This window comes from Nonomuraea sp. NPDC005650, assembly GCF_040605375.1.
Classification (GTDB): Bacteria; Actinomycetota; Actinomycetes; order Streptosporangiales; family Streptosporangiaceae; genus Nonomuraea.
This window is the reverse complement of the sequence record NZ_JBEXCR010000063.1, coordinates 17,110-43,637: the sequence shown is the minus strand read 5'-3', so window position 1 is coordinate 43,637 and position 26,528 is coordinate 17,110. Positions and strand designations below refer to the sequence as shown.

Annotated in this window: 21 protein-coding genes; 12 read left to right on the top strand and 9 right to left on the bottom strand. The window is 69.1% G+C overall.

What is annotated here, in order from left to right; all coding sequences use genetic code 11:
* Positions 1 to 124: 124 nt before the first annotated feature.
* From ABZS69_RS59820 to ABZS69_RS59810, 3 genes are all read right to left on the bottom strand, one after another.
* Complete coding sequence (locus ABZS69_RS59820; RefSeq protein ID WP_355391601.1) at positions 125 to 388, bottom strand: hypothetical protein; 264 nt, start codon at positions 386 to 388, stop codon at positions 125 to 127.
* A 451-nt stretch (positions 389 to 839) separates the two neighbouring features.
* Positions 840 to 1,646 (bottom strand): SDR family NAD(P)-dependent oxidoreductase, encoded by an 807-nt coding sequence (locus tag ABZS69_RS59815; RefSeq protein ID WP_355391598.1) that lies wholly within the window; start codon positions 1,644 to 1,646, stop codon positions 840 to 842.
* Positions 1,643 to 2,539 (bottom strand): helix-turn-helix transcriptional regulator, encoded by an 897-nt coding sequence (locus ABZS69_RS59810; protein ID WP_355391595.1) that lies wholly within the window; start codon positions 2,537 to 2,539, stop codon positions 1,643 to 1,645. Before ABZS69_RS59810 ends, ABZS69_RS59815 begins: the two co-directional genes overlap by 4 nt.
* 710 nt (positions 2,540 to 3,249) lie before the next feature.
* Here ABZS69_RS59810 and ABZS69_RS59805 point away from each other — a divergent pair.
* From ABZS69_RS59805 to ABZS69_RS59750, 12 genes are all read left to right on the top strand, one after another.
* Positions 3,250 to 3,654 carry a nuclear transport factor 2 family protein gene (locus ABZS69_RS59805; protein ID WP_355391592.1) on the top strand — a complete coding sequence of 135 codons (405 nt, stop codon included), beginning with the start codon at positions 3,250 to 3,252 and terminating at the stop codon, positions 3,652 to 3,654.
* Between the two features lie 377 nt (positions 3,655 to 4,031).
* Positions 4,032 to 5,339: a hypothetical protein gene (locus tag ABZS69_RS59800; RefSeq protein ID WP_355391590.1), complete on the top strand. Its 1,308-nt coding sequence runs from the start codon at positions 4,032 to 4,034 to the stop codon at positions 5,337 to 5,339.
* A 253-nt stretch (positions 5,340 to 5,592) separates the two neighbouring features.
* Positions 5,593 to 7,689 (top strand): serine/threonine-protein kinase, encoded by a 2,097-nt coding sequence (locus tag ABZS69_RS59795; protein WP_355391587.1) that lies wholly within the window; start codon positions 5,593 to 5,595, stop codon positions 7,687 to 7,689.
* 326 nt (positions 7,690 to 8,015) lie between these two features.
* The gene (locus tag ABZS69_RS59790; protein WP_355391585.1) at positions 8,016 to 9,863 is read left to right on the top strand and encodes a LamG-like jellyroll fold domain-containing protein; all 1,848 of its coding nucleotides are present in this window, start codon (positions 8,016 to 8,018) and stop codon (positions 9,861 to 9,863) included.
* A 1,066-nt stretch (positions 9,864 to 10,929) separates the two neighbouring features.
* Positions 10,930 to 11,535: a hypothetical protein gene (locus tag ABZS69_RS59785; protein WP_355391583.1), complete on the top strand. Its 606-nt coding sequence runs from the start codon at positions 10,930 to 10,932 to the stop codon at positions 11,533 to 11,535.
* A 19-nt stretch (positions 11,536 to 11,554) separates the two neighbouring features.
* Positions 11,555 to 12,328, top strand: coding sequence for a hypothetical protein (locus tag ABZS69_RS59780; RefSeq protein ID WP_355391581.1), 774 nt, complete (start codon positions 11,555 to 11,557; stop codon positions 12,326 to 12,328).
* Between the two features lie 399 nt (positions 12,329 to 12,727).
* Entirely contained in the window at positions 12,728 to 16,207 is a 3,480-nt protein-coding gene (locus ABZS69_RS59775) for a WD40 repeat domain-containing serine/threonine protein kinase (protein ID WP_355391579.1), read from the top strand.
* Positions 16,208 to 16,707: 500 nt separating this feature from the next.
* The gene (locus ABZS69_RS59770) at positions 16,708 to 16,869 is read left to right on the top strand and encodes a hypothetical protein (RefSeq protein WP_355391576.1); all 162 of its coding nucleotides are present in this window, start codon (positions 16,708 to 16,710) and stop codon (positions 16,867 to 16,869) included.
* 66 nt (positions 16,870 to 16,935) lie between these two features.
* Positions 16,936 to 17,442 carry a MauE/DoxX family redox-associated membrane protein gene (locus ABZS69_RS59765; protein WP_355391573.1) on the top strand — a complete coding sequence of 169 codons (507 nt, stop codon included), beginning with the start codon at positions 16,936 to 16,938 and terminating at the stop codon, positions 17,440 to 17,442.
* Positions 17,443 to 17,450: 8 nt separating this feature from the next.
* Positions 17,451 to 17,954 (top strand): hypothetical protein, encoded by a 504-nt coding sequence (locus tag ABZS69_RS59760; RefSeq protein WP_355391570.1) that lies wholly within the window; start codon positions 17,451 to 17,453, stop codon positions 17,952 to 17,954.
* Positions 17,951 to 19,780 (top strand): ABC transporter ATP-binding protein, encoded by a 1,830-nt coding sequence (locus ABZS69_RS59755; protein WP_355391568.1) that lies wholly within the window; start codon positions 17,951 to 17,953, stop codon positions 19,778 to 19,780. Before ABZS69_RS59760 ends, ABZS69_RS59755 begins: the two co-directional genes overlap by 4 nt.
* On the top strand, positions 19,777 to 20,286 hold the full coding sequence (locus ABZS69_RS59750; RefSeq protein ID WP_355391566.1) for a S26 family signal peptidase: 510 nt from the start codon (positions 19,777 to 19,779) through the stop codon (positions 20,284 to 20,286). Before ABZS69_RS59755 ends, ABZS69_RS59750 begins: the two co-directional genes overlap by 4 nt.
* A gap of 293 nt (positions 20,287 to 20,579) precedes the next feature.
* On the opposite strand, the gene ABZS69_RS59745 is transcribed toward ABZS69_RS59750, so the two are convergent.
* The 6 genes from ABZS69_RS59745 to ABZS69_RS59720 form a co-directional block, all read right to left on the bottom strand.
* On the bottom strand, positions 20,580 to 21,488 hold the full coding sequence (locus ABZS69_RS59745; RefSeq protein WP_355391563.1) for a hypothetical protein: 909 nt from the start codon (positions 21,486 to 21,488) through the stop codon (positions 20,580 to 20,582).
* Between the two features lie 480 nt (positions 21,489 to 21,968).
* Complete coding sequence (locus tag ABZS69_RS59740; RefSeq protein WP_355391560.1) at positions 21,969 to 22,427, bottom strand: hypothetical protein; 459 nt, start codon at positions 22,425 to 22,427, stop codon at positions 21,969 to 21,971.
* Positions 22,428 to 22,555: 128 nt separating this feature from the next.
* Positions 22,556 to 22,771, bottom strand: a complete 216-nt coding sequence (locus tag ABZS69_RS59735; protein ID WP_355391558.1) for a hypothetical protein — start codon at positions 22,769 to 22,771, stop codon at positions 22,556 to 22,558.
* Positions 22,772 to 22,912: 141 nt separating this feature from the next.
* Positions 22,913 to 23,113, bottom strand: coding sequence for a transposase (locus ABZS69_RS59730; RefSeq protein ID WP_355391555.1), 201 nt, complete (start codon positions 23,111 to 23,113; stop codon positions 22,913 to 22,915).
* 132 nt (positions 23,114 to 23,245) lie between these two features.
* Positions 23,246 to 24,769, bottom strand: coding sequence for an RICIN domain-containing protein (locus ABZS69_RS59725; RefSeq protein WP_355391552.1), 1,524 nt, complete (start codon positions 24,767 to 24,769; stop codon positions 23,246 to 23,248).
* Positions 24,770 to 24,924: 155 nt separating this feature from the next.
* Entirely contained in the window at positions 24,925 to 26,373 is a 1,449-nt protein-coding gene (locus ABZS69_RS59720) for a glycoside hydrolase family 43 protein (protein WP_355391549.1), read from the bottom strand.
* Positions 26,374 to 26,528 lie beyond the last annotated feature (155 nt).

Below are 26,528 nucleotides of genomic sequence, written 5' to 3'. Positions count from 1 at the left end.
CAATGACGTTTTCTCGCTGAATTTCAGCTGATCTGCCGGTGTTCGAAATGAACGAGAACGAGCGCGGCGTGGACCAGATCGCTGACTCCGCTGGGGGCTGAGCGTTCCTGACGTATCAGCGGGGTCAGCAGTGGCGGTCCGCCAACGGTTCCCACCACGAGCGGTTGTCGCGGTACCGCACTTTCCTCAACGTGGTGCGGGCCACCGGCACGTCGACGGGAATCGGCTGATGGCATCGGACCTGGACACACAGAAGGTCGAGCTCATCGGCCGGCACTGGTTGATCGGCGAACTCGTACCCGCCGGTCTGTCGGCCCGTCAGCAAGCCGAACTCGTCCGGATGCACGCCACAGCCTTCGCCTTCGCCAACGCCTTCAAGCGCAAGCACGGCGTGCCACCCGGCCGCTTCAGGAAGCTAACGTGTCCACCCGGGCTCCACGGGGGAGAGACCGATGTGCACCTGGCCGCAGGGGCAGCGACTGTAGGTCACGACGCCCTCTGAGGTCAGGTGGCGTGAGATGAGCTGGTAGACGGTCGAGGAGGGCCAGCCACACCGAGGGCACTTGTCCATGACTCCAGCAGATCAGCTCCGCACTCGGCGAACAAGCTCAACTTTTTATGGTGCAACAGTGTTCTCCCTGGCCGCGTTGCACCCGAGGCCCCTTTCGGGTTCAGAACCGTCGCCTTCGCGGGCTTCTTGACGCAATCTAATGATCGCTAACTTCGCGGCATTGGGTGCTCGCCTGTGAAACTAGCCAAGCGACCCCGGTAATCACAATCCGTTATTGCTATTACAGGTAGTTACTTTGGGGCTGGTCGCGCGAACTCGAGTGGGGCTTTCAGGGGCGCGGCTTGGCCATACGGGCGTGACGGGCGGCTTTGCGCGTCTCAGGCAGGATGTGGTGTTTGACATAGGTGAGCTTAGTGGCCCGGTCACCGCCGACGACCTGGGCCCGGCCGGCCAGCATCGCCTCCAAGCCTTGCCGGGCGACCTGGGCTCGGCTGTTTTTCTTCATGCCGGGGCCGAAGGCGGTGTTGTTCATCCCGGCGCGGGCGTGGAAGTCGCTGTCGGTGGCGCCGGGCAGCAGCGTGGTGACGCTCACGCCGTGGTTCTTGAGCTCCTCGCGCAGGGCCAGGGCGAACATCCGGGTGAACGCCCGGGATGGGCCGTAGACGATCTCGTACGGGGTCGGCAACGTGGCTGACAGCGAGGAGGTGATCAAGATCCGTCCGCTGCGGTTGGCGGCCATGTGCCGGGCCACGCGCTTGGCCAGGTGGACCACCGAGGTGACGTTCAGGGCGATCAGGCCCAGCTCGTCGTCCAGATCGGTGTCGAGGAAGGAGCCGCCGATGCTGCGCCCGGCGTTGAGCACGGCCGCCGCCAGCGGCCGTCCGGTGGCCTGCACGGCCTGCCAGACGGCCTCGACGCCGTCGTAGTCGGCGAGGTCGGCCTGGACCGGGATGACCTGCGCGCCGTCCTTCTCGAGATCGGCCGCGGCCTGGTGGATGTTGCCGCTGCGGCCGGTGGCCACCAGGTCGTAGCCTTGGCGGGCCAGCAGCCGGGCCAGCTCGTAGCCGATCCCGGCCGACGCTCCGGTGACCAGTGCCAGCGGCCGGCCGGACGCGCGGGGTGTGGTGCTGCTCATGAGGTGCTCCTTCGAGCTTGCGAGGTGCCGTGCGGCTGAGGGGACGAGGCGGGCGCGTCCGCGCTCCAACTGGCCAGCAGCCGCCAGGCGTCCTGCGAAGCCTGGTCCTGGGCGGGCATGTACACAAAGAGCGTCTGGTCGGCTTCGCCGGGCAGGTTGAAGGCCTGGTAGTCGATGGTCAGCGGCCCCACCAGCGGGTGGTGGAAGCGTTTGTGCCCGAAGCTGCGATCCAGCACCTTGTGGTCGGCCCACCAGCGGCGGAAGTGCTCGCTCTTCATCGTCAACTCACCGACCAGCTCGGCGGTGCGGCTGTCGTCCGGGTGACGGCCGGCGTCCAGCCGCAAGATCGCGGTCATCTCCGCGGCGATCTTTTCCCAGTCCGGATACAGCTCGCGGGCGGCCTCATCAAGGATGATCCACCGGGTGAGGTTGCGCTCCCGATAGGGCATGGCATCGAAGTCGGTCAAAAGCACCCGGCACAGGTGGTTGGTGGCCAGCACATCACCGCGTCGGCCCAGGATGAACGCGGCGTGGTCGGTGAAGGAGTCCAGCAACCGGCGCAGTGCCGGGCGGGCCCGCTGCACCACCGGCGGGCTGCGGCGCGCGGTCACCGGCTGGGGCCGGATCAGGTCGGACAGGTGGGCGCGCTCGGCGTCGTTCAGCCGCAGCGCGGCGGCGATCGCCTGCAGCACGCTGTCCGATGGGCTGATCTGGCGCCCCTGCTCCAACCGGGTGTAATAGTCGGTGCTCACCCCGGCCAGCTGAGCGACCTCCTCGCGGCGCAGGCCGGGCACCCGCCGGTAGGCGCCGCGTTCCGGCAGCCCCACCGACTCCGGGCTGATCCGGGCTCGGCACCGGCGCAGGAACTCACTCAAATCGACATTGCGGGCCATGTCTCCCATGCTGCCCTCGCCGCCCGCCGCCAAGCTCCCGCCAAAGGGGGTCGCTGCGTCCTAGGAAGCCGCTGACCAGGAAGTTCTCCCCCCGCCATCGCGACCCGAGCCCGGGGCACGGCGGTGATGTCCTGGAAGAGGACGGCGACCGGACCCGACACCTCAAGGCAGCGCCGTCTGGCCTCTTGCCCCTGTGGCGAGCGCCACTCCGTGGAAGATCGCGTAGTGCCTCGCCGATCGAGATCCGAGGAGGACATCTGCTGTGAAGACCGAGCGAAGCGGTCATCTGTCCGGCCTGCGGGGTCAAACTGCGCGCGTGCACGGCTATCACGAGCGCGGCCTGGCCGATGTCCCGCTCGACGTACGCCCCGTCCGGCCTCCCAGATTGGTGCCGCGGTCCGTGAGCCGGCCGGACGTGCAGGGGCGCGAGCGTTGTCCGTGCCGGCCGTGCGCCTGCCCCGCGCCTGCTGCCCGTGCCCTCGCCGCGCCGGCCCGCGGCCTCTACGCGGCGATCGTCACCGAGATCGGCGGCACCGTCTGGGGCCCGCACCCGGGAGGCGTGCGGGCGGTACGGACCTGGTTCCTCAGGTCGCCGTGCACCGGGGCCGGGGTCCGGCTCCTGCGGTCCCGAGTCGCAGGAGGACCCTCGGATAACATCAGGCCAGCGACATTTCTTCTGGTCGTGAGGGGGCCAACGGGTGGACAGCGCAATGGATCCGGCAGCCGGCATCCGGGGCCGGCTCCGGGAGCACTGGGAGGCGTCCGAACGCGGGGACGTCGACGCTGAGCATGCGATCTACGCCGCGGACGCGATCCTGGACTACCCGCAGTCGGGCGAGCGCTTCACGGGCCGGTCAAGGATCCAGGCGCAACGCGGCGGGCACCCGGCCGAACGCCACTTCACCATCCGCCGGATCCTGGGCGGCGGCGACCTTTGGGTGAGCGAGTGCGTGATCACCTATGACGGCGTACCCACATACTCGCTCAGCATCATGGAGATCACCGATGGTCTCGTCACGCACGAGACCCAGTACTTCGCCGACCCGTTCCCCGCGGCTCCCGGGCGCGCTGCGCTGGCTGAGCCGATCCCGGTCCGCGACCAGCAAGCCGATTGAGCTACGCAACCCCCTCATCAGTGCGGCGATCGCGGCACCAGGACTGTGAGGTCTTCGTTGCCGCCGGCGGTGCTCGTTCACAGTCGCGATCCCGGTCGACGTACTCGGGGACGGAGGGTTCACGGAGCGGCCGGTGACGCATGGGCGGTGTGCTTGTCAAGACGCTGAGATTGTTGCTGAACCGCCCTGGTATGGCCTCCTTGGCTGTTCTTGTCATGCTCCGATGTCGACGTTTGGATCGAGAGGGTGATCTTCCGCGGTGCGTCACAGGCGGCGGGTTCCGGATGCGTCCCCTGTGTCGCCGCCTGTCCTGTCCTGTTCGGTAGTTTCGTCGTGGACAGGTCATCGGCGTGCGCCGCCCTCCAAGAGAAGGAGTCGTGACCTTGACCCTGCTGGCCTACACCCTCATGACCGACCCCACGCCCCTGGAGGCGTCAGCGGCCGGGCGGTCCCCGTCCACGGGGACGGTGTACCTGGTCGTCACCAATACGGGGCAGCAGGCGGCGTTCTGGCACTCGATCCAGGTAAAAGTGCCCATCGGCGACGGCGCCGGCCACCTCACCCCGGACTTCACGAAAATCAAACCCAGCGGGGAGTACGGCTCCCGGTCCGGCACCCAGTCGCCGGTGAACGTCCGGCCGCAGGGCTCCGACGCCTTCCAGGCCACCGCCCAGGGTGGCGGCAGAACCCGTCTCGACCCAGGCGACCACATCGTGCTGACGCTGGAGAACGTCACTGTGGCCGCGGCCGCCGGGGTGGCCGTGCTGCGGGTGACCGAGAACAGCAGCAGCACGCAGGCCGGGCGCCTGAGCAACCGGTACGCGGCGGTGCCGCTGATGAAGACCGCGCCCACGGAGATTCCCGCGCCGCGCGACTTCCGCCCGGACGACGCCATGGTGAACGCGGGAACCAACATCGTGCTGCGCTGGGAAGGGTCCGACGACTTCGACTACAAGATCCTCTTCCCGGGCGGGCAGGCGACCGTCCCCCAGGGCGTGCGCTCCTGGTCACCGGCCGCCGCCGACGCCCCGAAGCGGGCCACCGCGTACACGCTCGTCGCCACCTCCCGCACCACGCCCAAGCAGGAACACTTCCTCACCACGACCGTCGAGGTACGTGATCCCGTCCTGGACACCCTCACCGTCACCACCGGCATCAACACCCCTTGGGTCCAGGGGACGGCGAACGCGACCGTAGGGCGGGTCACCTTCACCGACACCGGCGCGAAGATCTCCACCAACTCCGGCGCGCTGGGGAGCGTGACGGCCGACAAGGCCGAGTTCAACGGTGTGAGAACCGAATGGGTGCAGGGAAGAAACAGCGACGACGGCTGGATCAGCTTCCCCAAGGAGGGGCTGAACGTGCGCCGGGGAAGCGGACAAGACTGGGGAACCGTGTTCGCCGACAAGGCCGACCTCAACGGCGTGAACACCCGATGGGTGCAGGGAAGAACCGCCGCCGATGGATGGATCAGCTTTCCCACGAGTGGGCTGCAGGTCTCCAGGGGCGGGACGGACACCCCCACCCAGGGCTATGTGTACGCCGACTCCATCTGCGCGAAGGACGCCCCCTACGGGCAGGGCGGCGGGTGGATCAACCTCCACGACGAGGGGATGACCGTGTACCTGGCAAAGAACGGAAGTAACGAACTCGGGAGCGTGACGGCCTCCAGCTTCAACAGGTGAACGAGTTGTGGGGCGGGCGCGCGGCACGCCCCACTCATCACGTACCCGGACCGCGCAGCCCGGGCGAGGGGCGACAGGCCGCCCCCTCATGATCCACAACAACCACCGCCAGATCACGGACCACACCCGACGCTCCGCGAATTGACCAGCAGGATCGTGGGAGCGAACAAGCCGGATCCCGCGATCCCCGACCCCCAGGTGCGTGAACGTGCGGCATCGCCGTTGATCTGCTGAACGTGTATCGTCGAGAACTATGTTCCGCCCCCTGCAAGCTGGCGAGCCGACCCAGCTGGGTGACTACCGCATCGTTGGGGGCCTCGGTGAGGGCGGGCAGGGCGTGGTCTACTTGGCCGAGCGTGCCTCGGGCGAGCGGGTGGCGATCAAGGTGCTGCATGCCAGGCTCGCGAGGAAGAGCGAGGCGCGCGGGCGTTTCTTACGCGAGGTGGACGCGGCCATGCGGGTGGCGGCGTTCTGCACAGCCCGCGTGCTGGACGTGGCGGTCGACGGCGACAGACCCTACGTCGTGTCGGAGTTCGTTGACGGCCCGTCACTGGAGGATTCCGTCCGCGAGCACGGACCCAGGTCCGGAGGCGCGCTCGATCGCATCGCGGTCAGCACGGCCACCGCACTGGCGGCCATCCACCGGGCCGGGATCGTCCACCGCGACTTCAAGCCGTCGAACGTCCTGTTGGGCTCCGACGGCCCCCGGGTGATCGATTTCGGCATCGCGCGCGCGATCGACATGACCGCCACCGGCGGCTCGGTGGGCACCCCGGCGTACATAGCTCCCGAGGTGATCCACGGTGAGCCGGCGCAGCCCGCATCCGACGTGTTCAGCTGGGCGGTGACCGTGGGCTTCGCCGCAACCGGGCGCCCGTTTTTCGGCCAGGACACACTGCCTGCAGTAATGTACCGCATCCTCAACGCCCAGCCGGATCTGGACGGCGTCCCCGAGCCCCTGCGCGCCGTTCTCTCCCGCTGCTTGGCCAAGGCGCCGCCGGAACGTCCCACGGCAGCCGAGGTCCTGCACCTCCTCCTCGGTCACGGCCAGATCGTGACCAAGCCCATCGGTGGGGACCCGGCCGCAACTCCACCAGCGGAAGCTCCTCCGGCCGGAGTGGCACCCGCCTGGACGCCCTCTACCGGCATGCCGTCAGCAGGACCGCCCTTCGCCGGGGCACCCGCTCCCGGAACGCCACCCGCCGCCCTCACCACAGACCCACGCCGCAAGCGGTCTAAGCTCCTGGTGGTGGGCTCGGTCACCTCCGTGGCGGTACTCGTGAGCGTGATTGTGTTGGCCCTGCGGTGGGGAGCGAGCGACTCTCCATCAACACCCACGCCCTTGGCGACGACGGGCATACCGTCGGCGACGACCGGCGTCGCCGCCCGGCCGTACGGCAGGAGGGTGGCAGAGGTATCCCTCGGCGACGAGGTGAACACCCTGGCGGTAAGCATCTACAACGGACAGCGCGCGGTGCTGGCCGGCAGCACCGAGGGGGTGGCCAAGGTGTGGAAGTTCGACACGCGCCCCAGCGAACTCGCCGAGCTGAAGAACTCCAGCGGCGAGGAGACAAACGCCGCCATCGACGTGGGCGAAGTAGACGGGCAGGCGGTCACGTTCAGGCGGCTGCGGAATGGCGCCGTCATCGTCTCCGGCGCGGAGAGCGTCCAGCCGCTCGGCCCCACCTACAAAGGCCACCAGAAAATGGTCTACGCGATCGCCCCGGCACAGGTGTCGGGCAAGACGGTCCTGGTCAGCGGCGACGAGGCCGGAAAGGTCCACGTGTGGGACCCGAAGACGGGCAAGGACTCCGGACCCCAGCCCAAGGCGGCGGGCGGCGACCCGGTGTTCGGTGTCGCGACCGGCACGATGGACGGGCACCCGTTCGCGGTGACTGCGTCGGCCGACGACACCGCGCGGGTGTGGAACCTGGAGACCGGCGCTCTGGGCGCCACCTTCCACGGCCACAGCGGTGATGTCTTCGCTGTGGCGACCGCCGTGATGGACGGCGCGCCGGTGGGCATCAGCGGCGGCTCCGACCGCAAGATCCGCGTCTGGGACCTGCGCAACGGCCGGGAGCAGACCTCGTTCTCCGGCCACACCGCCGAGGTCGCCTGCCTGGCGGTGGGCAGGGTGAAGGGCCGCGCGGTCGTCGCCTCCGGCGGGTTCGACGGGACCATCCGCGTCTGGGACCTGCGCAGCGGCAAGCAACTCGGCGACCCGCTGAAGTCTCCCGGCGGGCGCGTCTACTCGGTGGTGATCGCCGAGGACGACGGGGAGTCCTGGCTGGCCGCGGGCGACGTCAAGGGCAACGTCACCGGATGGAGCCTCGGCCCGGCCTCCCCCTAGAGAACCGGTCATGTAATCGTCAGGACGCGAGGCCGTAGCCGTCGCGGCGAGGCCGCGACCCGTCCGTATAAGTGCGTACGTTCAGGTCGACGATTTTGGCTGGATCGGTGACCGGATCTGGGACGGCGCGTAGTGGTGCCACGCTCAGTTGGGATTGAGCGTCTGCTCAAGGACGCGCGCCGGGCCCGGCCGGCTGGGGTCGGGAGTGTGGCCGGAACGGGGCCGGAATCGGGCGCGCGAGCCAGGGGTGAAAGATTTCCCCGGAGGAAGGTGAGCGTTACCGCCCGGGGCACCACCGCGCCACGTGCGACGATCAAGGTGCTGACATGCCTCACCCCTCCCTCGGCCGCCGGGCCCTGCTGCAGGCGGCCATCGCCGCCCCCGCCGCCGGGACCCTCATCGGCGCAGCCCCCGCGCAAGCGGCCACCGGCGGTGGCCGGTGCGACCGTGAGAACCCGCGTTTCACCATCGGCGTGCTCCCCGACACGCAGTACCTGTTCGACGAGGACCGCTCCGACCCCGCCCCCGTACGCCAGACGTTCCGCTTCCTCACCGGCGAGCGCGAAAGCCGGAACATCGCGTTCATGACGCACCTCGGCGACGTCACCGAACACGGCACCGAGGAAGAGCTCGGCCTGGCCTCCGACGCGTTCAAGTCGCTGGACGGCCGCCTGTCCTACAGCGTCCTGGCCGGCAATCACGACGTGAACTCGGGCACCGACGACCAGCGCGGCGACACCGCCTACCTCAAGGCGTTCGGCCCCTCCAGGTACGCCCGGATGTCGACGTTCCGGGGCGCCTCGCCCGACGGCTACAACAGCTACCATGTGCTCGACGCGGGCGGCCGGAAGTGGCTGGTGCTCGCCCTCGACTGGCGTATCTCCGACATGGGCCTGCAGTGGGCGCAGGGCGTCATCGACGCCAACCGGACTCTGCCCGCCATCCTCACCACGCACGACCTGGCCTGGGCGGGCGACGACGGCGTGGCGGCGCTGTCGCAGTACGGGCAGCGGCTGTGGGACGGCCTCATCAAGCGCAACGACCAGATCTTCCTGACGCTCAACGGCCACTACTGGCCGCCCGGCCGCACGGTGCTGAAGAACGACGCCGGCCACGACGTCCACGTGCACATCGCCAATTACCAGGACCGCTACTACGGCGGTGCGGGCATGATCCGCCTCTACGCCTTCGACCTCGTCCGCAACGTGGTTGACGTGGAGACGCTGTCGCCCTGGCTGCTGGCCCGCGACCCAGACGAGCGCACCCCGCTGGAGGCCGAGCATCTGGAGCTGACCGGCCCCGTCGACCGCTTCAGCATCGAGATCGACTTCGACGAGCGCTTCGCCGGGTTCGCCCCGCGCCCGACGCCCCCATCCAGGCCCGCCAAGGCGGTGATGCCCAAGGGCACGGTGGCGTACTGGAGGTTCGACGCCGAGGGCCTGGCTGTGGCGGGCACGGACGGCGGGGTCGTCCCGGCCGGGACCGTCGCCCGGGACCTGACGGGCGGCGGCAACGACCTGACCATGGAGTTGCTGCACGCCAGCGCCCCCGAGACGCTCAGGTGGTCGGCCGAGCACCACGAGGGCCAGCCCGCCCACGCCAGCCTCCGCTTCGACGGCGGCAAGAGCCCGGACCGCGGGGCGGTGCTCAGGTCGGCGGCGAACGCGCCCATCAACGCCATGAAGTTCGAGTCCGGCTACACCATCGAGGCTTTCGTCAAGCTGCCTGAGCCGTTCGAGGGCGACCACGCCTGGATGGGCATCCTGAGCTGGGAGGGCCGCAGCGGCGACGCCGGCAAGTCGAGCGGCTGGTCGCCCGACGAGCCCGCGTGCAGCCTCAACCTGTCGCCCGAGCGGTTCCTGCAGTACGTCGTCTACCCCACCGACCGCGACGCCGACCCCACCTCGTGGAGCCACGCCCTCCCGGTGGGCCGCTGGATGCACGTGGCGGTGGTCAACGACGCTCACCGCACGGTGGTGTACGTGGACGGGTCGAGGATCGCCCGCAACCCGTCCCAGCCGTCGAAGGGCATCTCGACCCTTGGCCGGCCGTTCGCCATCGGCGGCACGCAGTTCGCGCTGGCGTACGGGCAGGGCTACTACGGGTGGATCGGCGACGTGCGAATCGTCGGCCGCGTGCTCAAGCCACGGGAGTTCCTGACGCCGTTCGCGTGACGGCCATCCGCGCGGCACGCCCATGGGGGTGAAACGCGCGCGGCCCCGGCGTCTTACCGGGCAGGTTGCCTTGCCGTGGAGGAACGCCCGAAGCATCCACGACTCCGCCGCCGGTGCCGCGCGCTCGCCGCGGCTCCCATGCCCTTTCCCGGACCCAGCCGTGCACCCGCGCCCATGTCGCGCGTGCTGGCCCTCACGGCGTACCTCACCGTGTTCCTCACCGTGGCGGCCTGCGGTGACAGGCACCACCGCAGCGGCCGCGAAGCCCTCGCCGGCGCCGAGCTCGGTACCCGGGCATGCCCGCTTACCTGTGGTAGCGCCTATTGACAGGTCAGGGGTTGCGTGCACATGCCGTGGATGGAGCGGCTGGAGGCGTCCGGGTCCCAGCCGGTCGCCGTGCGGCCGGTCAGGTCTGTGCCGGCCTGCGCGGCGCCGGCCACGTGCGGACTGGTGCGGACGGTGCCCGTTGCAGTGGATCAGATACTCCTGAAGCACGCGGGCCAGGTGGCGTTCATTGAGGATCAGGATCCGGTCCAGGAGTTCGCGGCGCAGGGTGCGGATGACCCGCTCGGTGTCCGCGGCAGCGTGGTGATGATTCGCAGCCCTTCAGCTGTGAAGACCTCCCGGACCGTCCAAAACCGGCAGACAGCGACAACACCACCTCGCGATAGTCGCAGCCGCTGCCCTGATCATGCAGCAAAACCCCAGCTCACAGCACGAAACCGGGTGTCCGAGCGGGACGGGACGTCCGGATCCGAAGATTCCGCAGACTCCCGGACCAGCTTGCGCGCCGGCCGGGTAGGGCGCTGCCCGAAATAAGCCGCCTGCTGCTGACCCGGCACGGCCATCACCTCGTTGTTGTAGAGCGCATCGCCGGCTCCTCTTCGCGAGGCGCGTCCTGCGACGCTCACCCGCTGTGCTGTGCCCTGCCCTTTGTGCGGGCGAATTGTGCAGCGCCCGGTGGTCATCGCCGACTGAACGTCTCAATGATCAGCGCTCTTGCTGGTCAACAACTGGATCGAGATAACGGGGCGGAAGCGATCCGTCTTCTCAGAGGAGTCAGCGCATGTTAAAGGCATGGAGAACGACCGGTGCGGCCGTGGCCGTCACAGCCGCCCTGTTCGCCGCGGCACCGTCGGCCGCGAGCGCGGATCCCCCCGCGCTGTGGGCGACCGCCGACACCGACCTCGCGGAGTCGTCCGCCGACGAGATCACCGCTCTCGATCCCGACGAGGCAGAGTGGTCGGCGAATGACGAGGAGTCCATCCTCCCCTCGGGGGAAGTGGACACGGCCCGCAATAGCACGGTCGACCCCCAGAAGGCGTGCCTCTTCAAGACCATGGGCGATTACGTGCACGTCTCCAGCTCGGCCTTCGAGGCGTCGGGGCATGGCTGGTGGGTAGAGGTCACCAAGTGCCCGCCCGGTACCCAGGCCTTGGTCACCGTCCAGTTGGAGCAGTTCATCAACGGCACCTGGACGCCCGCGGGCAGCCCCGGCAAGGACAAGGTCCGCTCTGGTGGTGGCGCCGGCAACCGGGCTACCGGGCGCGCGACATGCACGAGCGCTGCGACTACGAGATGGCGTAGTGTCGTCGACGTCGACATCATCGGCATGATGGACCCCCCGGACACGTACACCACACCCGAAAGAGATGTCAGCTGTAGGCACTAGGCGGCGACCTGGGGGCGACGTGGACACCATGCATGCGGCGCTGTACGGCGAACTCACACCACACACCCTGCGTGACCACCGCGTCGCCTCCTCCGACGCCTACAGCCTGTTCGTGGCGAGATCATCGGCCATGGGCTGGCTGGCGGGCGAGGACGCGGCCGGCCTGTGGGGCATGAACGACGCCGGCACGCCCGACCCTGGTGAGCGGGACGCGAGTGACCGCCGCTCCGGGCTCGGCCGGGTGGCCTGGTTCCAGGTGTCGGCCGATCCGGTTCCCGGCAGGCCGCTGCCGGTGCAGCCGTTCCTGACCTGCGCGGGCGATGTCGTGGCCCGGATCGGGACCTTGCGGCTGCAGGCGCTGCAGATCCTCTTGCCCGGCCGCACCATCGCCCCGTCCCTGGCAGGGGTGGGGGCGTTGCTGCAGGACGCCGAATGGTTCGCTGACTCCGATCCGGAGGCACGGACGCGGGTGCGCGTGACGGTCGACGGCGGGCAGGACCCGGCGATCCGTTCGGCGGCGCCGCTGATGCTCGCGCAACTCCGGGAGCTGCAGCAGGACGTGTTCTCCTTCACGTCGTGCTCGCCGAATGACGACGACGCCGTAATCATCCCGCCGGCCTTCATCAACGAGCTGTGGACCGGCCCGCCACGCCACCGGGCCACGTTCCTGGGCGCGCTGGCCGAGTGGTCACTGGACGCCCTGGGGTGGCTGACCGCCCTGCTCGCCGAGGTCGCGGCCGATCACGGAACCGGCTCGCCCCTGCTCATGACGGCCGCCCGCATGCCCCTGTAGACGCCTACAAGGCCGCGACCGCCCGCCCGTGCGGACCGCCGCCCGCGCCCCGAGCGCGGCAGACGTCACGCAGGCGACCCATCGTGCCCACCCTCGGCCTGGTGCAGCGCGACCTCGGGCAGCTCGCCGCGGCCGAGAAGTCCCACCGGCAGGCCCTGGACCTGCTCGGGCGGGCCGGTTCAACACGATCGTCGGGGAGATCGGCCGCCTGCACGACGTCCAGATACCCGACCCCGGTCGCAAGCTCGGCACCCTGCGCCCGCACGACGCCCGGCACATCTTCGCCTTCGGTCTGTCGCAGGTCTCCGGCCACAAGATGCTCGCCGCCGCGCTGCAAGCAGAGGTGGACGGAATCCGGCAACCTCGATGTACCACTCCGCATCTAACCCAAGCGTGGAAATGCTGAATTCGGCAGACCCTCAGCGCATCGGCGAGTACTGGCTGGCCGGACGCCTCGGCTCCGGTGGCCAGGGCGTCGTCTACGAGGCCTACGACGCCGACGGGCAACGGGTCGCGCTGAAGGCCCTGCACGCGGCCGGTGACGAGGGCAGCCGCGATCGCTTCGCCAAGGAGGCGGCCGCGGCCCGCCGGGTCGCGTCGTTCTGTACGGCCCGGGTGCTCGCCGCCGACCTGGAGGGCAGCAGGCCGTTCATCGTGTCGGAGTACGTGCCGGGCCCTAGCCTGCGGCAGGCGGTGGTGGCGGGGCGCCGGTTCGCCGGCGACAACCTGCATCGGCTGGCCACCGCGGTCGCCACCGCGATCACCGCGATCCACGAGGCCGGCGTCATCCACCGCGACCTCAAGCCGGACAACGTACTGCTAGGCACCGACGGCCCCAGGGTGATCGACTTCGGGATCGCGCGGACCCTCGACATGTCGCTGACCAAAACAGGCGAGGTGTCGGGCACGCCCAGCTACGTGGCGCCCGAGGTGTTCCTGGGTCAGCGGGCGGGCACGCCCGCCGACGTGTTCGCGTGGGGCGCGACCATGATGTTCGCGGCCACTGGCACGGATCCGTTCAACGCGGGCACCTTGGGCGGCGTGATGCACAGGGTGCTGTCGCACCACCCCGACCTCGGCGAACTGCCGCCGCGGCTGGCCGAGCTGGTCTCCGCCGCCCTCCGCAAGGACCCCGCCGACCGGCCGGCGGCCCGCGACCTGCTGCTGGCACTGGTCAGCGGCGACGGCAGCGATGTCAAAGGTCTGCTGGCGGCGGGCAGCCGAACCGCGCGGGCGGTGGCCGGGCCAGATCGCGCGGATCCGGCGCTCGGCACCATCGCCGAGGACGCCTACGGCGCCCTGGAGCCTGAGCAGCGCGAGCTGGCCGCCGAGGTGTTCCTGCGGCTCGTCGAGCTCGAAGAGGACGGCCAGGAGGTCCTCCGGTCGATCCCGTACAGCGAGCTGGTCGACGGCCGCCCCGAGCGCGAGGCGGAGGCGGTGCGGCGCGTCTTACGCGCCTTCGCGTACCTCGTGACCTCGGACGGCGACACGGTGGAACTGGTTCGTCCCGCACTGCTGCGCGTCTGGCCCCGGCTGCGGATGTGGCTGGACGACGATCGCGACGGGCTGGCCGTGGTCGGACAGATCAGCAAGGCGGCGCGGCACTGGGCCGACAACGGTAGGCGCGACGGCGACCTGCTGCAGGGCAGCCGCCTGGATCAGGCGTTGAGCTGGGCCGCCACCGGCCGCCGCCGCATGACACTGACCCCTTGCGAGCGCGACTTCCTGCAAGCCGGCGGCGAGCTGGCCAGGAAACGGGCCAGGCGCAGGCGCCTCACCACACTGGCGCTGGCGGGACTGCTGGTGGCGGCGTTCGCTGCGGGCGGCGTGGCGATGTGGCAGGGCGCGCGGGTGACCCGGCAGCGCGACGTCGCCACCGCCAAGCAGGTCGCGGCCGTGGCGGACAGCATGCGCGCGACCGATCCGGTCATGGCGATGCTGCTGAGCGTCGCCGCCTGGCGCGTCTCTCCAGAGATCGAGGCCCGCTCCAGCCTCATGGACTCCCTCAAGCAGCAGGAGACCGCGGTCTTCCACGACCCGCCGACCCAGGGCGTCGCCCACAGGGTGCTCAGCCGCGACGGCCGCACGCTGGTGAGCGTCAGCGAGGGGGGCGTGAACGTCTACGACGTCCGCACCGGCAAGCGGACTGGCGGCTGGCCGAAGCTGGGGGTGAAGGGGGAGATCTACTACGATCCGGTCCTCAGCAGGAGCGGCCGCCTGCTGGCCCAGGCGACGTTTGAGGAACTGGGCGTCTGGGATCTCACGACGGGCAGGCGAATCCTCACGCGGAAGCTGGAACCCGCCGGGGGTGGGGGCATGTACGCGCTGTTCGGCGAGCACGAGACGACCCTCCTCGTGGGCTACTTCGAAGGGCTCGAATACCTGCTGGACCTCTCCACGGGCAAGAGGCTCGGCAAGGACGTCGAAGTAGACGAGGGCGGCTCCGCGCTGATGGAAAACCTCCTCGTCGATCCGACGGGCAGGCACCTGCTGGTCAGGGCCGAGACGTTGCAGGGACGGTCGCTGCCCGGCTGGAAACGGGAGCGGCGCTACCCCGCCTGCCGTACCCGGACCGATGCGGCCGCCTTCAGCCCGGACGGCAAGGTCCTCGCCTGCGTGGGTGACGACATCGCGCTGGTGGACGCTGCCACAGGGAGTGTGCGGGTCAAGGACGAGAGCTGGTCCTGTGACCTCTGCTCGAGGTGGAACGCCCAACTGCGCCTCGGCGAACGTCACCTCGTGGCGTTCGCCGGGCGCGACCTGGAGGTGTGGCGGATTGCCGATCACCAGGAGATCCTCGATTACCGGGCCGAGGGAGACCTGGCCGACGTCCGCCTCGACCCCGACGGCAGGACCCTGCGCTATCTCATGGACGACTCCGTGGTGGGCGTCGACCTCGCCCCGTACGTCGCGTCCACGCGCGCGGGAGACGCCGTCAAGATCAAGATCAGCCAGAACGGCCGCTGGGCCGCGATCACAGCAGATGAGGCGGCACGCCTTCGTCTCATGGATCTCCGCGCCCACCGCGACGTCGCGACGTTCCCCATACTGGCCGATCAGTCGTCGGCGGTGGGCTTCGACAGGAGCGGTGATCGCATGGTCATCGCACAGATCGAGGGAAAGGTCAGCCTCATCGACCTGAGAACAAGGAAACAGGTCTGGGCGGTCCGGGCACCGGCGATCAACGTACCCCAGGAGGCGCAGTTCAGCGCCGACGGCAAAACCGTGGTCCTTTCCCTGACGGCACCTGGGAACGGACGCGACGACCCCCGCGTGGTGGTGTACGACGCCGCCACCGGAGCGAAGCTGCACGACTTCCACAGCATCTACAGCGGAGGGCCCTTGATGCAGGACGGGAGGACAATGGTCTCCGCGAGCGGGAGATTCCTTGACGTCACCAGGGGCGCTCCGGTCGGCAAGGGCTTCGACGCCTCCACCGGCCTGGCTGTGAGCAGCAAGGGGGTCATCGCGGTCAGCCTGGACGGGACGGGCCGGGTCGCACTGTGGAACGCCGACGGACCAACGCCGATCCGGCCGGTCCTACCCCGCGCCGGCGGGGCGGTTACCATCCTGGAGTTCTCTCCCGACGGCAGCACCCTCGCCGGCATGGGCGATGGGGGGACGATCCAGCTGTGGGACCCCGGCGCCAGGCGGCGGATCGGCGGCGCCTTCGACCTGAACGCGGTCGACGGCCCCGACTCTGTGGAATTCAGCGCGGACGGTCGGACCGTGTACGCCGCGGCGGGCGGCAGGATTTACGAGCTCCCCGTGGACCCCGAGCGGGTGGTGGCGGCCGTGTGCCGGCGCGCCGGGACCACCCTGTCGGAGAGCGACTGGGCACGATACCTACCGGATGTGCCTTACAGGCGTGTCTGCTAGCGCCCGAAATTCGTCGGCAACATTTAGCGAGGGATTCGAGGATATCTTCGGCGGTCTTGGTCCAGACGAACGGCTTAGGGTCGTCGTTCCACTGATCCATCCAGTCGCGGATGTCCCTCTCCAGCGCTCCTGCAGGTCTTGTGCGAGGACGAGGTCTCCCGCCGCGACACCATGACCATGCAGGGGTCCCGGTAGTAGTGGCGCAGGATCCAACGGATACGCCGCTCACCTGCCGCTTATGCAGAGGTCTCAGCCTGACAGGCCAGACCTGAGCCCTGCCCGTTTATGCAGCCAGAGGCATATCCGTTGGATTTCCGGCCGGAAGCTACGGGGACCCCGAGGATGGCAGACCCGAGACCGCCAGGCCCGCCACCATCGTCGTGATCTTCATTGCTTGCATCGGGCAAATAACGGAGCATCTGCTCTAGAATCATGTATCTTTGGGGACGCCATTCGACGGAGTTCGATACGACACGGCTGAACGCCGGAGAGGAGACATCATGATTGGTCTCGTCGATCGTCTGCTGGCACGGGTCGCGCACAAGGCGACCGTGGAGGCAGGCTGCAGCTACAGGTACTACTGCATCGGCAACTACATGTATCAGGAGATGTGCTGCCTGGACCAGCCGTGCCAGGTGACCAAGGTCGGCAAGTGCATATGAGGTAGTCGGGTTGCTGTCCGGCGGGCGGTGGTCCCCCACCGCCCGCCGATCGGTGGGGGTGGGCGGATGGAGTACGTGCGGATCGGATGCGTTTTCCTGGTTGGCCTGGTCTTCGCGGTCACGGCGGTGTCGAAACTGCGAGACTTTCAGGGGTTCGCCCGGTCGCTCCCCGGGCTTGTCCCTGTCTCCGGCAAGGCCGTCAGGCCGCTGGCCGCAGTGGTGGTGGCACTGGAGGCGCTGGTCTCGATCCTGGTCGCGGCGCCGACGGCCCGGCCGTACGGCCTCGCGCTCGCCTGCGGGCTGCTCGTCACGTTCACTGCGGCAATCGCTTCCGCGTTGAGGAGAGGGCAGCGCGCCCCGTGCCGCTGCTTCGGCACGTCCCTCGCACCCCTGAGCGCCCGCCACCTCGTCCGCAACAACCTCCTGATCGCCGCCGCCACGCTTGCCGCGCTCTTGCCCGATGGCTCGCCGGTGCTCGCCGGGACGGCCATGGCACTGGGCGCAGGCTTGATCGGAACGATCTTGATCGCCTCCTTCGACGACATCGTCGATCTCTTCGCTAGGAACACCTAATGCCCTTCTTGACCGCAGCGGTCGTGATCATCGGCCTGCTGTCCGTGTTCAACCTGCTGCTCACCGTCGCTCTCATCCGCCGGACGAGGCAGACGAACGAGAGTGCCGCCGCGACGGCCGGTCCCCCCATCGCGTTGCGGCCAGGCTCGCCTGTCGGTGAGTTCGCCGCCGAGTCCGTCGACGGGGAGGCGGTGTCCCACGACACGGTCACCGGTCTTGTCGGGTTCTTCTCCGCGGGATGCGTGCCCTGCCACCGGCTCCTGCCCCGCTTCGCCGAGCACGCCTGCGCCGTGGGACGGGAGAACGTGGTGGCGGTGGTCGCAGGGGACGACCCGGAAGCGGTCGCCGTGCTCAAGCCGGTGGCGCGCGTGATCGTGGAGGATTACGACGGCCCGGTGGCCCGTGCGTTCCAGAACACCTGGACCCCGGCGGTCTACCTGATCGGTTCCGATCACCGCGTCGTCGCCGCGGGTGGCCGTCTGGAGGACCTCTCCATCGCGTCGTCGGCATGATCGCTCACGGGGCGATCCGGCAGAGCGGGATCCGTGAGCTGACCTCGGCCGCCGCGGCAGCCCTGTCACTGACCTGGCGGTCGGCGCCTGGAGGGGTCATCGGCCAGGTCATCATGACAGTCGCCGAGGCCGCGGCCCCCGTCGCCACCGCGTGGCTCACCAAATCCGTCCTCGACCGGCTGGCCACCCCGGACGGCGCGGTCGCCGGACTCGCGCTCGGGCTGGCCGCGGCGGGTCTGGCCGCCGCGGCGCTGCCGGGGATCGGCCGCTACCTGCGCGCGCAGACCGGCCGCCGGGCCGGGGTGGAGGCGACCGACAGGCTGTTCGCGGAGGCCGAGCGGCAGGTCGGGCTGCGGCGTTTCGAGGATCCGGTCTTCCTCGACCGCTTACGCCTGGCCCAGGAGGGGGCCGGGACCACCGGTGACCTCGTCAACGGCATCTGCGGCAGCCTGCACGGCATCCTGTCCCTCGCCGGATTCGTGGGCTCGCTGCTCATCCTCAGCCCCGCCATGACGGCGCTCGTGGTGCTGGCCGCCATCCCCGTGCTCGTCGCCGAACTGCTGTTGTCGCGGAGACGGGCCGCCGTGCAGTGGGACATCGAGCCCATCCACCGGCGCGAGTTCTTCTACGGTCGTCTGCTCACCGGCGTCCAGGCCGCCACGGAGATCCGGCTGTTCGGCATCGGCGCGTTCCTGCGTGCCCGGATGATGGCGGACCGGCGCGAAGCGAACGCCGCGGAAACCCGGATGGACCGCCGCGAACTGGTCGCCCAAGGCGGTCTTACCGTGCTGAGCGCGGTGGTCTCTGGTACCGGGCTGTGGTGGGCGATCACGGCCGCCCGCGGCGGATCGCTGAGCGTCGGCGACGTCGCCATGTTCGTCGCGGCCGTCGGCGGCGTGCAGGCCGGGCTGAACACGCTCATCTCCTCGGTCGCCTCCGCCCACCAGCGGCTGCTCACCTTCTCGCACTACGTCGCGGTGACCAGGGCCGAGCCGGACCTGCCGAGCGTCGACGAAGGCACGGCTCTCGCCCTGAGCCGGGGCATCCAGCTGCAGGACGTGTGGTTCCGCTACAGCGATGACCACCCCTGGGTGCTGCGCGGGATCGATCTGACGGTTCCACAGGGCCGGTCGGTGGCCCTCGTCGGGCTGAACGGCGCGGGCAAGAGCACCCTCATCAAGCTGCTGTGCCGCATGTACGACCCGACGCGCGGCCGGATCCTGTGGGACGGCGTGGACCTGCGAGACATCCCTCCCGCCGCGCTCCGCGAACGGATCAGCGCCGTGTTCCAGGACCACATGAACTACGACATGACCGCCGCCGAGAACATCGGACTCGGGGACCTACCCGCTCTGGGCGACCCGGCCCGCATCAGGGAGGCGGCCGTCCGCGCCGGCGTGCACGAGACGCTCTCCGAGCTTCCGCGTGGGTACGACACCCTGCTCACGCGCATCTTCTTCTCCGAGGCCGACAAGGGCAACGCCGAGACGGGCGTGGTGCTGTCCGGCGGGCAGTGGCAGCGTCTCGCGCTGGCCAGGGCCCTCGTCCGCGACGGCAGGGACCTGATGATCCTCGACGAGCCCAGCTCCGGCCTGGACCCGGAGGCCGAGCACGAGGTTCATACCCGTATCAGGGAGCATCGCGCCCGCCGTACGAGCCTGCTCATCTCCCACAGGCTCAGTGCCGTACGGGACGCCGATCTCATCGCTGTGCTGCACGACGGGCGGATCGCCGAGCAGGGACCGCACGAGGCGCTGATGGAGGCGGACGGTCACTACGCCCGACTGTTCCGGCTCCAGGCCGCGGGATACCAGGAGGCGCGGTGAAGCGGGGCGCGCTGCTGCTCCCGGCGTGCGGCGCGCTGGCGCTGGGAGCCTCGCTGTGGTGGATCCGCCGGAACTATCTGGTCGCCACCGTCGAGGGGCGGAGTATGGAGCCGTCCTTCCGCTCCGGCGACAGGCTACTCGTGCGCAGGGCCAGCCGGGTTCGCGTCGGCCAGGTCGTGGTCGTCCGGATCCCCGACCCTCCCGTGGTGTACGAGCCGCCACCGGGTCTTGAACTGGGCCTTGAACTGGTCCCCAAGGCGGAGGCGCCGAAGCGGGATCGTCCCGGCCGGCGACTGCTCATCAAGCGGGCGGTCGCGGTGGCCGGCGACCCCGTGCCGAGAGAACGCTTCCCGGCGCTGCGCGACGTCCCGGAGACCGTAGTGCCCCCGCGTACTCTCGTCGTGCTGAGCGACAATCCGGCCGCCGGCTGGGACTCCCGGGCCTTCGGCTTCGTCCGGGGCGACCAGTTGGTCGGCGTCATGGTGCGCCGCCTGACGCCACTGTGACCGCCGCCGAATGACAGCTGCCGGGCCGCTCCCCCACACCGCCGGCGGCACCCTCGTGGAAAAGTATGGGACTCGTGCGCTCGGCCCGCCCAGCCCACTCCCCTGCGGTCCTGGGTGAAGCAGAGCATCAGCGTTCGAGCGCTGTCGGACCACCTGGTGTGCCGCCGATGCGAATCTCGCTGCGGTGCTCTGATCTCCGGCCAGGAGGTTGGCCTGCCGATCTTGTGGGCGTGAGAGCCGACCCGGTTGTCGTTGCGCGTATGTGTTCCGGCCTCAACCGCTGTGTCCGGGCCTCAGCCGCGCAGCAGTTCCTCCCGTCTGGCCAGCAGCCGCTTACGCTCGGCGGACAGCTCGGCGTGGCGGGCCTGCAGGCGAGCGCCCACGTCCCGAACCCATTGGGTGGTCTTTGCAACCTCGGCACGGGTGTTCTCGATGCGCTGATGCTTGATCACGTCGGTGATGATGTTGTCGAAGAACGTGTCGACGAACCACCGCGTGTCCACCTGCGGCAGGTGAGGACGTGCGGAAACGCCCACGTCGGCCAGCTCGCGGGAGAAGACGTCCAGGGCCCGCTGGGCGCGCCAGGCAGCCTCGTCAGCGGCGCTCAGCCGGTTGTGCTCAATGGAGTCGGCGATCAGGCCGCCGCCGAACATGTCCCAGGTGGAGGCGTTCCTGGCCGAGTTCAGATGACGCAGCACATGGCCCAGCGCGTCATGTGCGGCCCGCCCGGCCCGGTGGGCCTCCGCGTGCTCACGCACGTCCGCCGTCACACGGTCGAGGGTGGCACCGAGGTCGGCCAACTCCCTGGCACGGGCATCACCGCCGCTGATGAGCTGCCGCTCCTTCTCGGCCAGCAACTCCGCGTACTCCTTCGGGGCCGTCGCGAGTCCGGCCAGCTCGTCCTCGGCCGCACGCGCGTCCGCCTCAAGCCGGGACAGGCGGGCGCGGTGGCCGTCGACCCGCTGCCTGGCGGCGGCCGCCTCGGCGCGCTCGCGGTCCAGCCGCTCCTCGCGGTTGCCCAGCAGGCGGGCCAGGACGGCGGATAATCCGCCTTCCAAGCGGGTGACGTCGTCCTCCTCCAGGGACAACTCCAGCTCCAGGTCGGCCAGAGTGCGGTGGGCTTGCTGGATCTGCTCTGCGGTGGCCTCACGCAGCCGCCGCAGGTGGTCGGCCTGGTGCATGCGGGCAGCTGCGTCGCGCAACCGCTCATCAAGATCTGGTGAAGTGGTCACACCTCGCAGGACGAACAAGACACTCCGGATGTTCCACCGACCGGCCCTGGCCGCTGAGCCGGCGTTCTGATCGGTGGCGGTGGTCAGGTTGAGGCGAGTTTCGCGGCCGGATGTGACGATGCGGAATCGATCATGTCGATTGTGTTGATCGTCCGTTAAGGGCCCGCGTCAGCGTGACCACGTTCGTGAAAGGCCACGACCTACGGCGCCCTTGTCCTCTGTGGGAGACGGCCTGGACGGCGGCATACCGTGATGGCCGACAGCGACGCGATGTTGGAACACCCGCCACCAGCAGAACCTGATCGACCTGGCCGAGCTGTAGCTGGACCCGGTCGGCCGGGCCCGCCAGGTGCGCGCCCGGGAGGCGCTGTGGGTGTACGCCGACGCGATGTGGGACGCGGCCAAGGCCGCCAAAGCCCGGTCCCGCGGTGTGGAATGACGAGGTGCGGTCTATCGCGGCCGGTGCGGTGAGCCGAAGACGTTCTCCTGACGCGCCGACCGCGATCTGATGTGGTAGCGCTTGCCGCGCAGGGCCACGAGGGCGAATCCGACCGGCAGGACCAGCAGCGCCAGGGAAGGGCCGAGGACAAAGATCCCCGCAGCCGCGTCGTGTCCCCCGGAGGGCAGTACCCAGGCGAGCACCTGCCCGGCCGCCAAGGCGATGAGCCAGCCCGACGTCGCGGTGCGCCCGGGCGCAGGCAGCTTCGCCAGGCGGCTGGCCAATGCCCCAATGGGCAACGCGAGCAGCAGGTAGAGGGGCATCAGCGCGGGCGTCAACCAGAGCAGCTCGGGAATCTCGCCGGCCAAAGCGATAGCCGCCAAGACCGACACGGTCGCCGCCATGCCGGCCGCGAATCCCCGGACGACCCCGGCACCGCAGACCGATCGACATGTCATGATCAGTGCCATGGCTCCACAGTACTCCGCATACCTGACGGCGATCAGGTGGGTCGGGATCCTCTCACGCATGTGAAGAAGACCAGTACCAGGCCGGCGGGTCGTGGGATACATTCCCGGCAGCCGTGCGAATGTTCCGTTCAGTCACGGGAACTGCGGCGCCGTACGAGCGCATCGCTGATCTGCCGTACCGCTTCGAGCTCGGGCGCCACCCAGCGCAGGCCGGTGTCCTTCACTTCCGCCGGCTCGGCGATCACCTGCGGCAACGGCTCCTCATCCAGACCAGACGTCCACGTCGCCGGGTCCGGCCGCCCCGGCAGGTGCCGGAACCGATTGTTACGTTCTTCGCTGCTCATGTCAGAGATGACGACCCTAACCCTCTCGAAGTTCCTCGCCGAATCGTGCATTCCGCCACACCAGCGGTCCTGACTTCTGTTCGGTTAGGGGCCAAATAGCGGCTGAACAGCGAAATGGCGGCAGTTTTCGGCAGGCGCAGTTCAAGCGCCATGTGCGTACTCGTGCAGGACTCCCCCGAGCCGCGCTCGTCGGCGTACATTCAAATCGACGATTCTGGCCGCTTCATGACGGCTCGAATCCATTCCCGACAGCCGGCGCTGCCGCTTGCGCACCTGCTGGGGATCGAAGCTGCCCGCCACGTCGCGCGGCACCCGCACCTCCACCGGGCCGACGTTGGTCACCACAGTCTTGGCGCGGTTGCCGTCGCGGCTATTCCGCTATTCTTCCCGGTCAGTCGTGCCGGTCGTAGCCGAGCCGATCGGTGATCTCGCCTTCCAGCGGGGGCCCCAGCACCCGCCACCGCGGGTCCGCGGTCACGTCGAGACGGCCGTGCGCGACCACTGCTGATTGGTGCCGGTGTTGCACGGATACTGCTTGAGGATCACGCCATCCGCAGTCGATGCGGACGGTACGTCCACGCATTTGCTGCTGTGTCGTGCCCGGAGCTGGAAGTAGCTGCCGTTGGCGACCATCTGGAACTGCTGGTTGGTGCCGGTGCCGCAGGTGTACTGGATGAGCTCGGCCCCGTCGGCGGTTGAAGCGCTCACCACATCAAGGCACTTTCCGCTGTGACGGCTGATGATGCGCCAGTAGCCGCTGCCGGCGTCCTGGAACTGCCACTGCTGCCATGCGTTGCCGCCGTACGTGTATTGGCCGACGCGCGCACCGTTGTCGGTGTTCGGTTGCTGGACGTCCATGGCCTTGCCGCTGTGGCGCGCGTTGATCGTGTAGACCGTCGGCGGAGGGGTGGGGTCGCCGATGGTGTCGCCCCAGCCATATCGGATCCGGTCAGCGCCGGAGGCGTTGCGGACGGTCAAGTTGAGATTGGTGCCGCTGCCGCTCAGGGCGAACATCGAGTAGTAGTCGTAGCCGAGGCTTTCGGTTGGCTTGCCGCCGAGAGCGGGCCAGTAGGTGCCGCCCATTTGGTTGTCGCGCATGACTTGGGCCATGGCGCGGATATGGCGCACGAAGTTGTCGGTGCTGTTTGGGTCGCCGTAGTTGAGGCCGGTGGACATCGGTGCGCCGAACTCGGTCGCGACCGCGCGGGAGGCGCAGTTGCCCAGCCGCGTCTGAATGTGGGTTCGGAAGGCGTCGTAGGTCATCGCGCTGTAGAAGAAGGCGTAATGGTGGAAGGACAGCAGCGTCGAGTTGAAGCGGCTGTCGTTGCAGACGTCCCGCAGGTCCTGGCTGTAGCCGGTGCCACCGATGAGCACCCGTCCGGGCACTGCCGAGGTGTGGTAGCTGAGCCAGTTCGCTGCGACGTCGCGCCAGTCCGCCGAGGTGTAGCCGTGCGGCTCGTTCATCGGCTCGAAGTAGACGTTGCTGTTCGAGCCGTAGGTGTTGGTCACGCTGGACCACATCGTGTTCCATGCGGCGAGGTTCGTGATCTTGCCGCCGGAGGCGGCGCCGTCCTCCCAATAGGCGAGGATGACCTTGAAGCCACGGGCAGTGGCGGCGTCAATGGCTCCGCGGTAGGCGTTCCACCAGGTCGTGTTGGCCACAGTGTGAGTGTTGATAGGCAGCCGGACGGTGTTGACCCCCATGGTGGAGGCCATGTCGTCGTAGAGGGCGTTGGCCTTGGCCCGTACTGTCGCGTTGCTGTCGGACTGGCTCAGGCCCTGCACGACGAGCGTACCGGTGCTGAAGTTGTCACCCAGCACGGCCCAGTTCATGCCTCGGAATTGGCTGGTGGCGGCATTGGCCGGCGGCGCGGGAATGACGAGGCTTGCCACTGCGGCGAGCGCGGTCACCACGAGAGCGACCAGCGACCAGCGCAACGACCGGGTGCTCCGCGACGGTCCTGAGGAGTAAGCGTCGGACGCCTTGGTCGGTGTCATGAAACTCCCATCACTAGATCTGAGTTCCTGGGCCTGTGAAGATCATGTTGCTGACGTACGTCCGAGCCGCATCGTGCTGCTCCAGGAGCAGGGCCGGCGGCTCCCCGGCCCGGGCCGCACCGATCGCTGTGCGACGCTCCCTGCCACCGGAGGAATCAGCTGGTGATCCGGAAAGTGGCGTCCGCCCGATCGGTGGCCGTGCTGATCGGATCCAGGCGAAGCAGGTAGTTGGAATGGCGGATGTACCGGTCCGGGAAGTTGTAGGACTGGAACGACGCCGCCGAGGAGTCGGCCAGGCCCGCCACCCGGCGGAAGGTCGCGTCCCCGCGGAAGGTGGCGGTGCCGTCATACTTGGCCAGAACGAAGTCGTAGTCGTAGTGCCGCAGGTACCAGCCGGGGAAGTTCGACGACTCAAGCGACACGCCCGCCGGATCGGCCAGGCCCGGCACGATACGCCACTGCGAGTCGGCGAGCGGGCTCACGTTCGGGTCGATACGGACATCGAAGTTGCTGTGCCGCAAGTAGCGGTCGGGGAAGTTGACCGACTGCAGGCGCCGGGTACCGGCCGAGGCGGGGCCACCCCACTTGGCCTGCAGCGCGGTGAGCTGCGCCTGGGTGATGCCAATGATCGAACCGTGCCGTTTGCGGCTGGCGCCGAGCGCGTATTCCGAGGCGATGCGGACGCGGTAGCCGCTGGGAGCGGCGAGATTGGTCGTGGTCAGCGGAAGGTAGCCGCGGCCGGCGGCGTACTGGTCGACCCACAGGCCCCACTCGTCGCGGCCGTTGTACTGGTGCAGGATCGGGCCCTCGACCTGCGCGCCCGTGTAGCCGAGGTGGGAGATGTCGCCGAGCCGGGTCCAGCCGGTGAGGATCTGGTTGCTGCCCTCGATCGTGATCTGACCGTCGCCGGACGCGCGGATGTAGCGGTAGCCGCCGACGCTGCCGGGGATCTCCAGGACCTGCGTGTCGATGATGCCCTGGGTGCCCGGCCGGTCGATGTAGAGTTGCGCGGCGGTGAACGTGCGGAAGTCGCGGGTGCGGGAGTAATAGATGCGGGCTTTGTCGACGCCGTTCCGCGGCGAGATCGTCGCCCAGTAGACGACGTAGTCGCCGCTCGCCGGGTCGTAGATCGCCTCGGGCGCCCACGCGCAGCCGACGTCGGGGATGGTCCCGGCGACGTTCACCAGGCGCGGCGCCGACCAGGTGACGAGGTCAGGTGACTCCCATACGACGAGCGAGGTGCTGCCATCGTGCTGGGCGACGTCCCAGCCCTTGCCGGCGGCGATACGCAGGTCGGTGGCGATCAGATAGAACCGGTCGCCGGACGGCGCACGGACGATGGCGGGGTCGCGGACGCCGAGTTCTCCGATGCTGGAGGTAAGCACCGGCAGCGAACTGTTGAGATCGGTCCAGTGCAGGCCGTCGGCGCTGGTGGCGAAGTAGATCTGCTCGCCGTTGACGCTCTCGCCGGTGAAGTGCGCCATCAGATAGGCGGTGTAGGGGGCCGCGGCCTTGGCAGGGCGTTCGAGAACGGTGAGGCCGAGGGCGAGCAGCAGGGCGCCGGCCAGGCCGATCAGCGCCGTTCGCCGTAAGAGGTGTGTCATGGTCACTCCGAAGGTGCGGTGGGGTCAGGAGGAGGTGCGGGTCCACTGCTGGTTGGTGCCGCTACCGCAGGTGTACTGCTGTCGGCTCCGTCGGCGGTCGAGGCGCCGGACACGTCCCGGCATTTGCCGCTGTGTCGGGCCGTGGTCCGGTACGA

Bases quoted from the DNA above. Each gene is read 5' to 3' on its own strand.
- ABZS69_RS59815 (WP_355391598.1), bottom strand. From the start codon at position 1,646: ATGAGCAGCACCACACCCCGCGCGTCCGGCCGGCCGCTGGCACTGGTC.
- ABZS69_RS59810 (WP_355391595.1), bottom strand. From the start codon at position 2,539: ATGGCCCGCAATGTCGATTTGAGTGAGTTCCTGCGCCGGTGCCGAGCC.
- ABZS69_RS59805 (WP_355391592.1), top strand. From the start codon at position 3,250: ATGGATCCGGCAGCCGGCATCCGGGGCCGGCTCCGGGAGCACTGGGAG.
- ABZS69_RS59795 (WP_355391587.1), top strand. From the start codon at position 5,593: ATGTTCCGCCCCCTGCAAGCTGGCGAGCCGACCCAGCTGGGTGACTAC.
- ABZS69_RS59790 (WP_355391585.1), top strand. From the start codon at position 8,016: ATGCCTCACCCCTCCCTCGGCCGCCGGGCCCTGCTGCAGGCGGCCATC.
- ABZS69_RS59785 (WP_355391583.1), top strand. From the start codon at position 10,930: ATGTTAAAGGCATGGAGAACGACCGGTGCGGCCGTGGCCGTCACAGCC.
- ABZS69_RS59775 (WP_355391579.1), top strand. From the start codon at position 12,728: ATGCTGAATTCGGCAGACCCTCAGCGCATCGGCGAGTACTGGCTGGCC.
- ABZS69_RS59770 (WP_355391576.1), top strand. From the start codon at position 16,708: ATGATTGGTCTCGTCGATCGTCTGCTGGCACGGGTCGCGCACAAGGCG.
- ABZS69_RS59765 (WP_355391573.1), top strand. From the start codon at position 16,936: ATGGAGTACGTGCGGATCGGATGCGTTTTCCTGGTTGGCCTGGTCTTC.
- ABZS69_RS59755 (WP_355391568.1), top strand. From the start codon at position 17,951: ATGATCGCTCACGGGGCGATCCGGCAGAGCGGGATCCGTGAGCTGACC.
- ABZS69_RS59740 (WP_355391560.1), bottom strand. From the start codon at position 22,427: ATGGCACTGATCATGACATGTCGATCGGTCTGCGGTGCCGGGGTCGTC.
- ABZS69_RS59735 (WP_355391558.1), bottom strand. From the start codon at position 22,771: ATGAGCAGCGAAGAACGTAACAATCGGTTCCGGCACCTGCCGGGGCGG.
- ABZS69_RS59725 (WP_355391552.1), bottom strand. From the start codon at position 24,769: ATGACACCGACCAAGGCGTCCGACGCTTACTCCTCAGGACCGTCGCGG.
- ABZS69_RS59720 (WP_355391549.1), bottom strand. From the start codon at position 26,373: ATGACACACCTCTTACGGCGAACGGCGCTGATCGGCCTGGCCGGCGCC.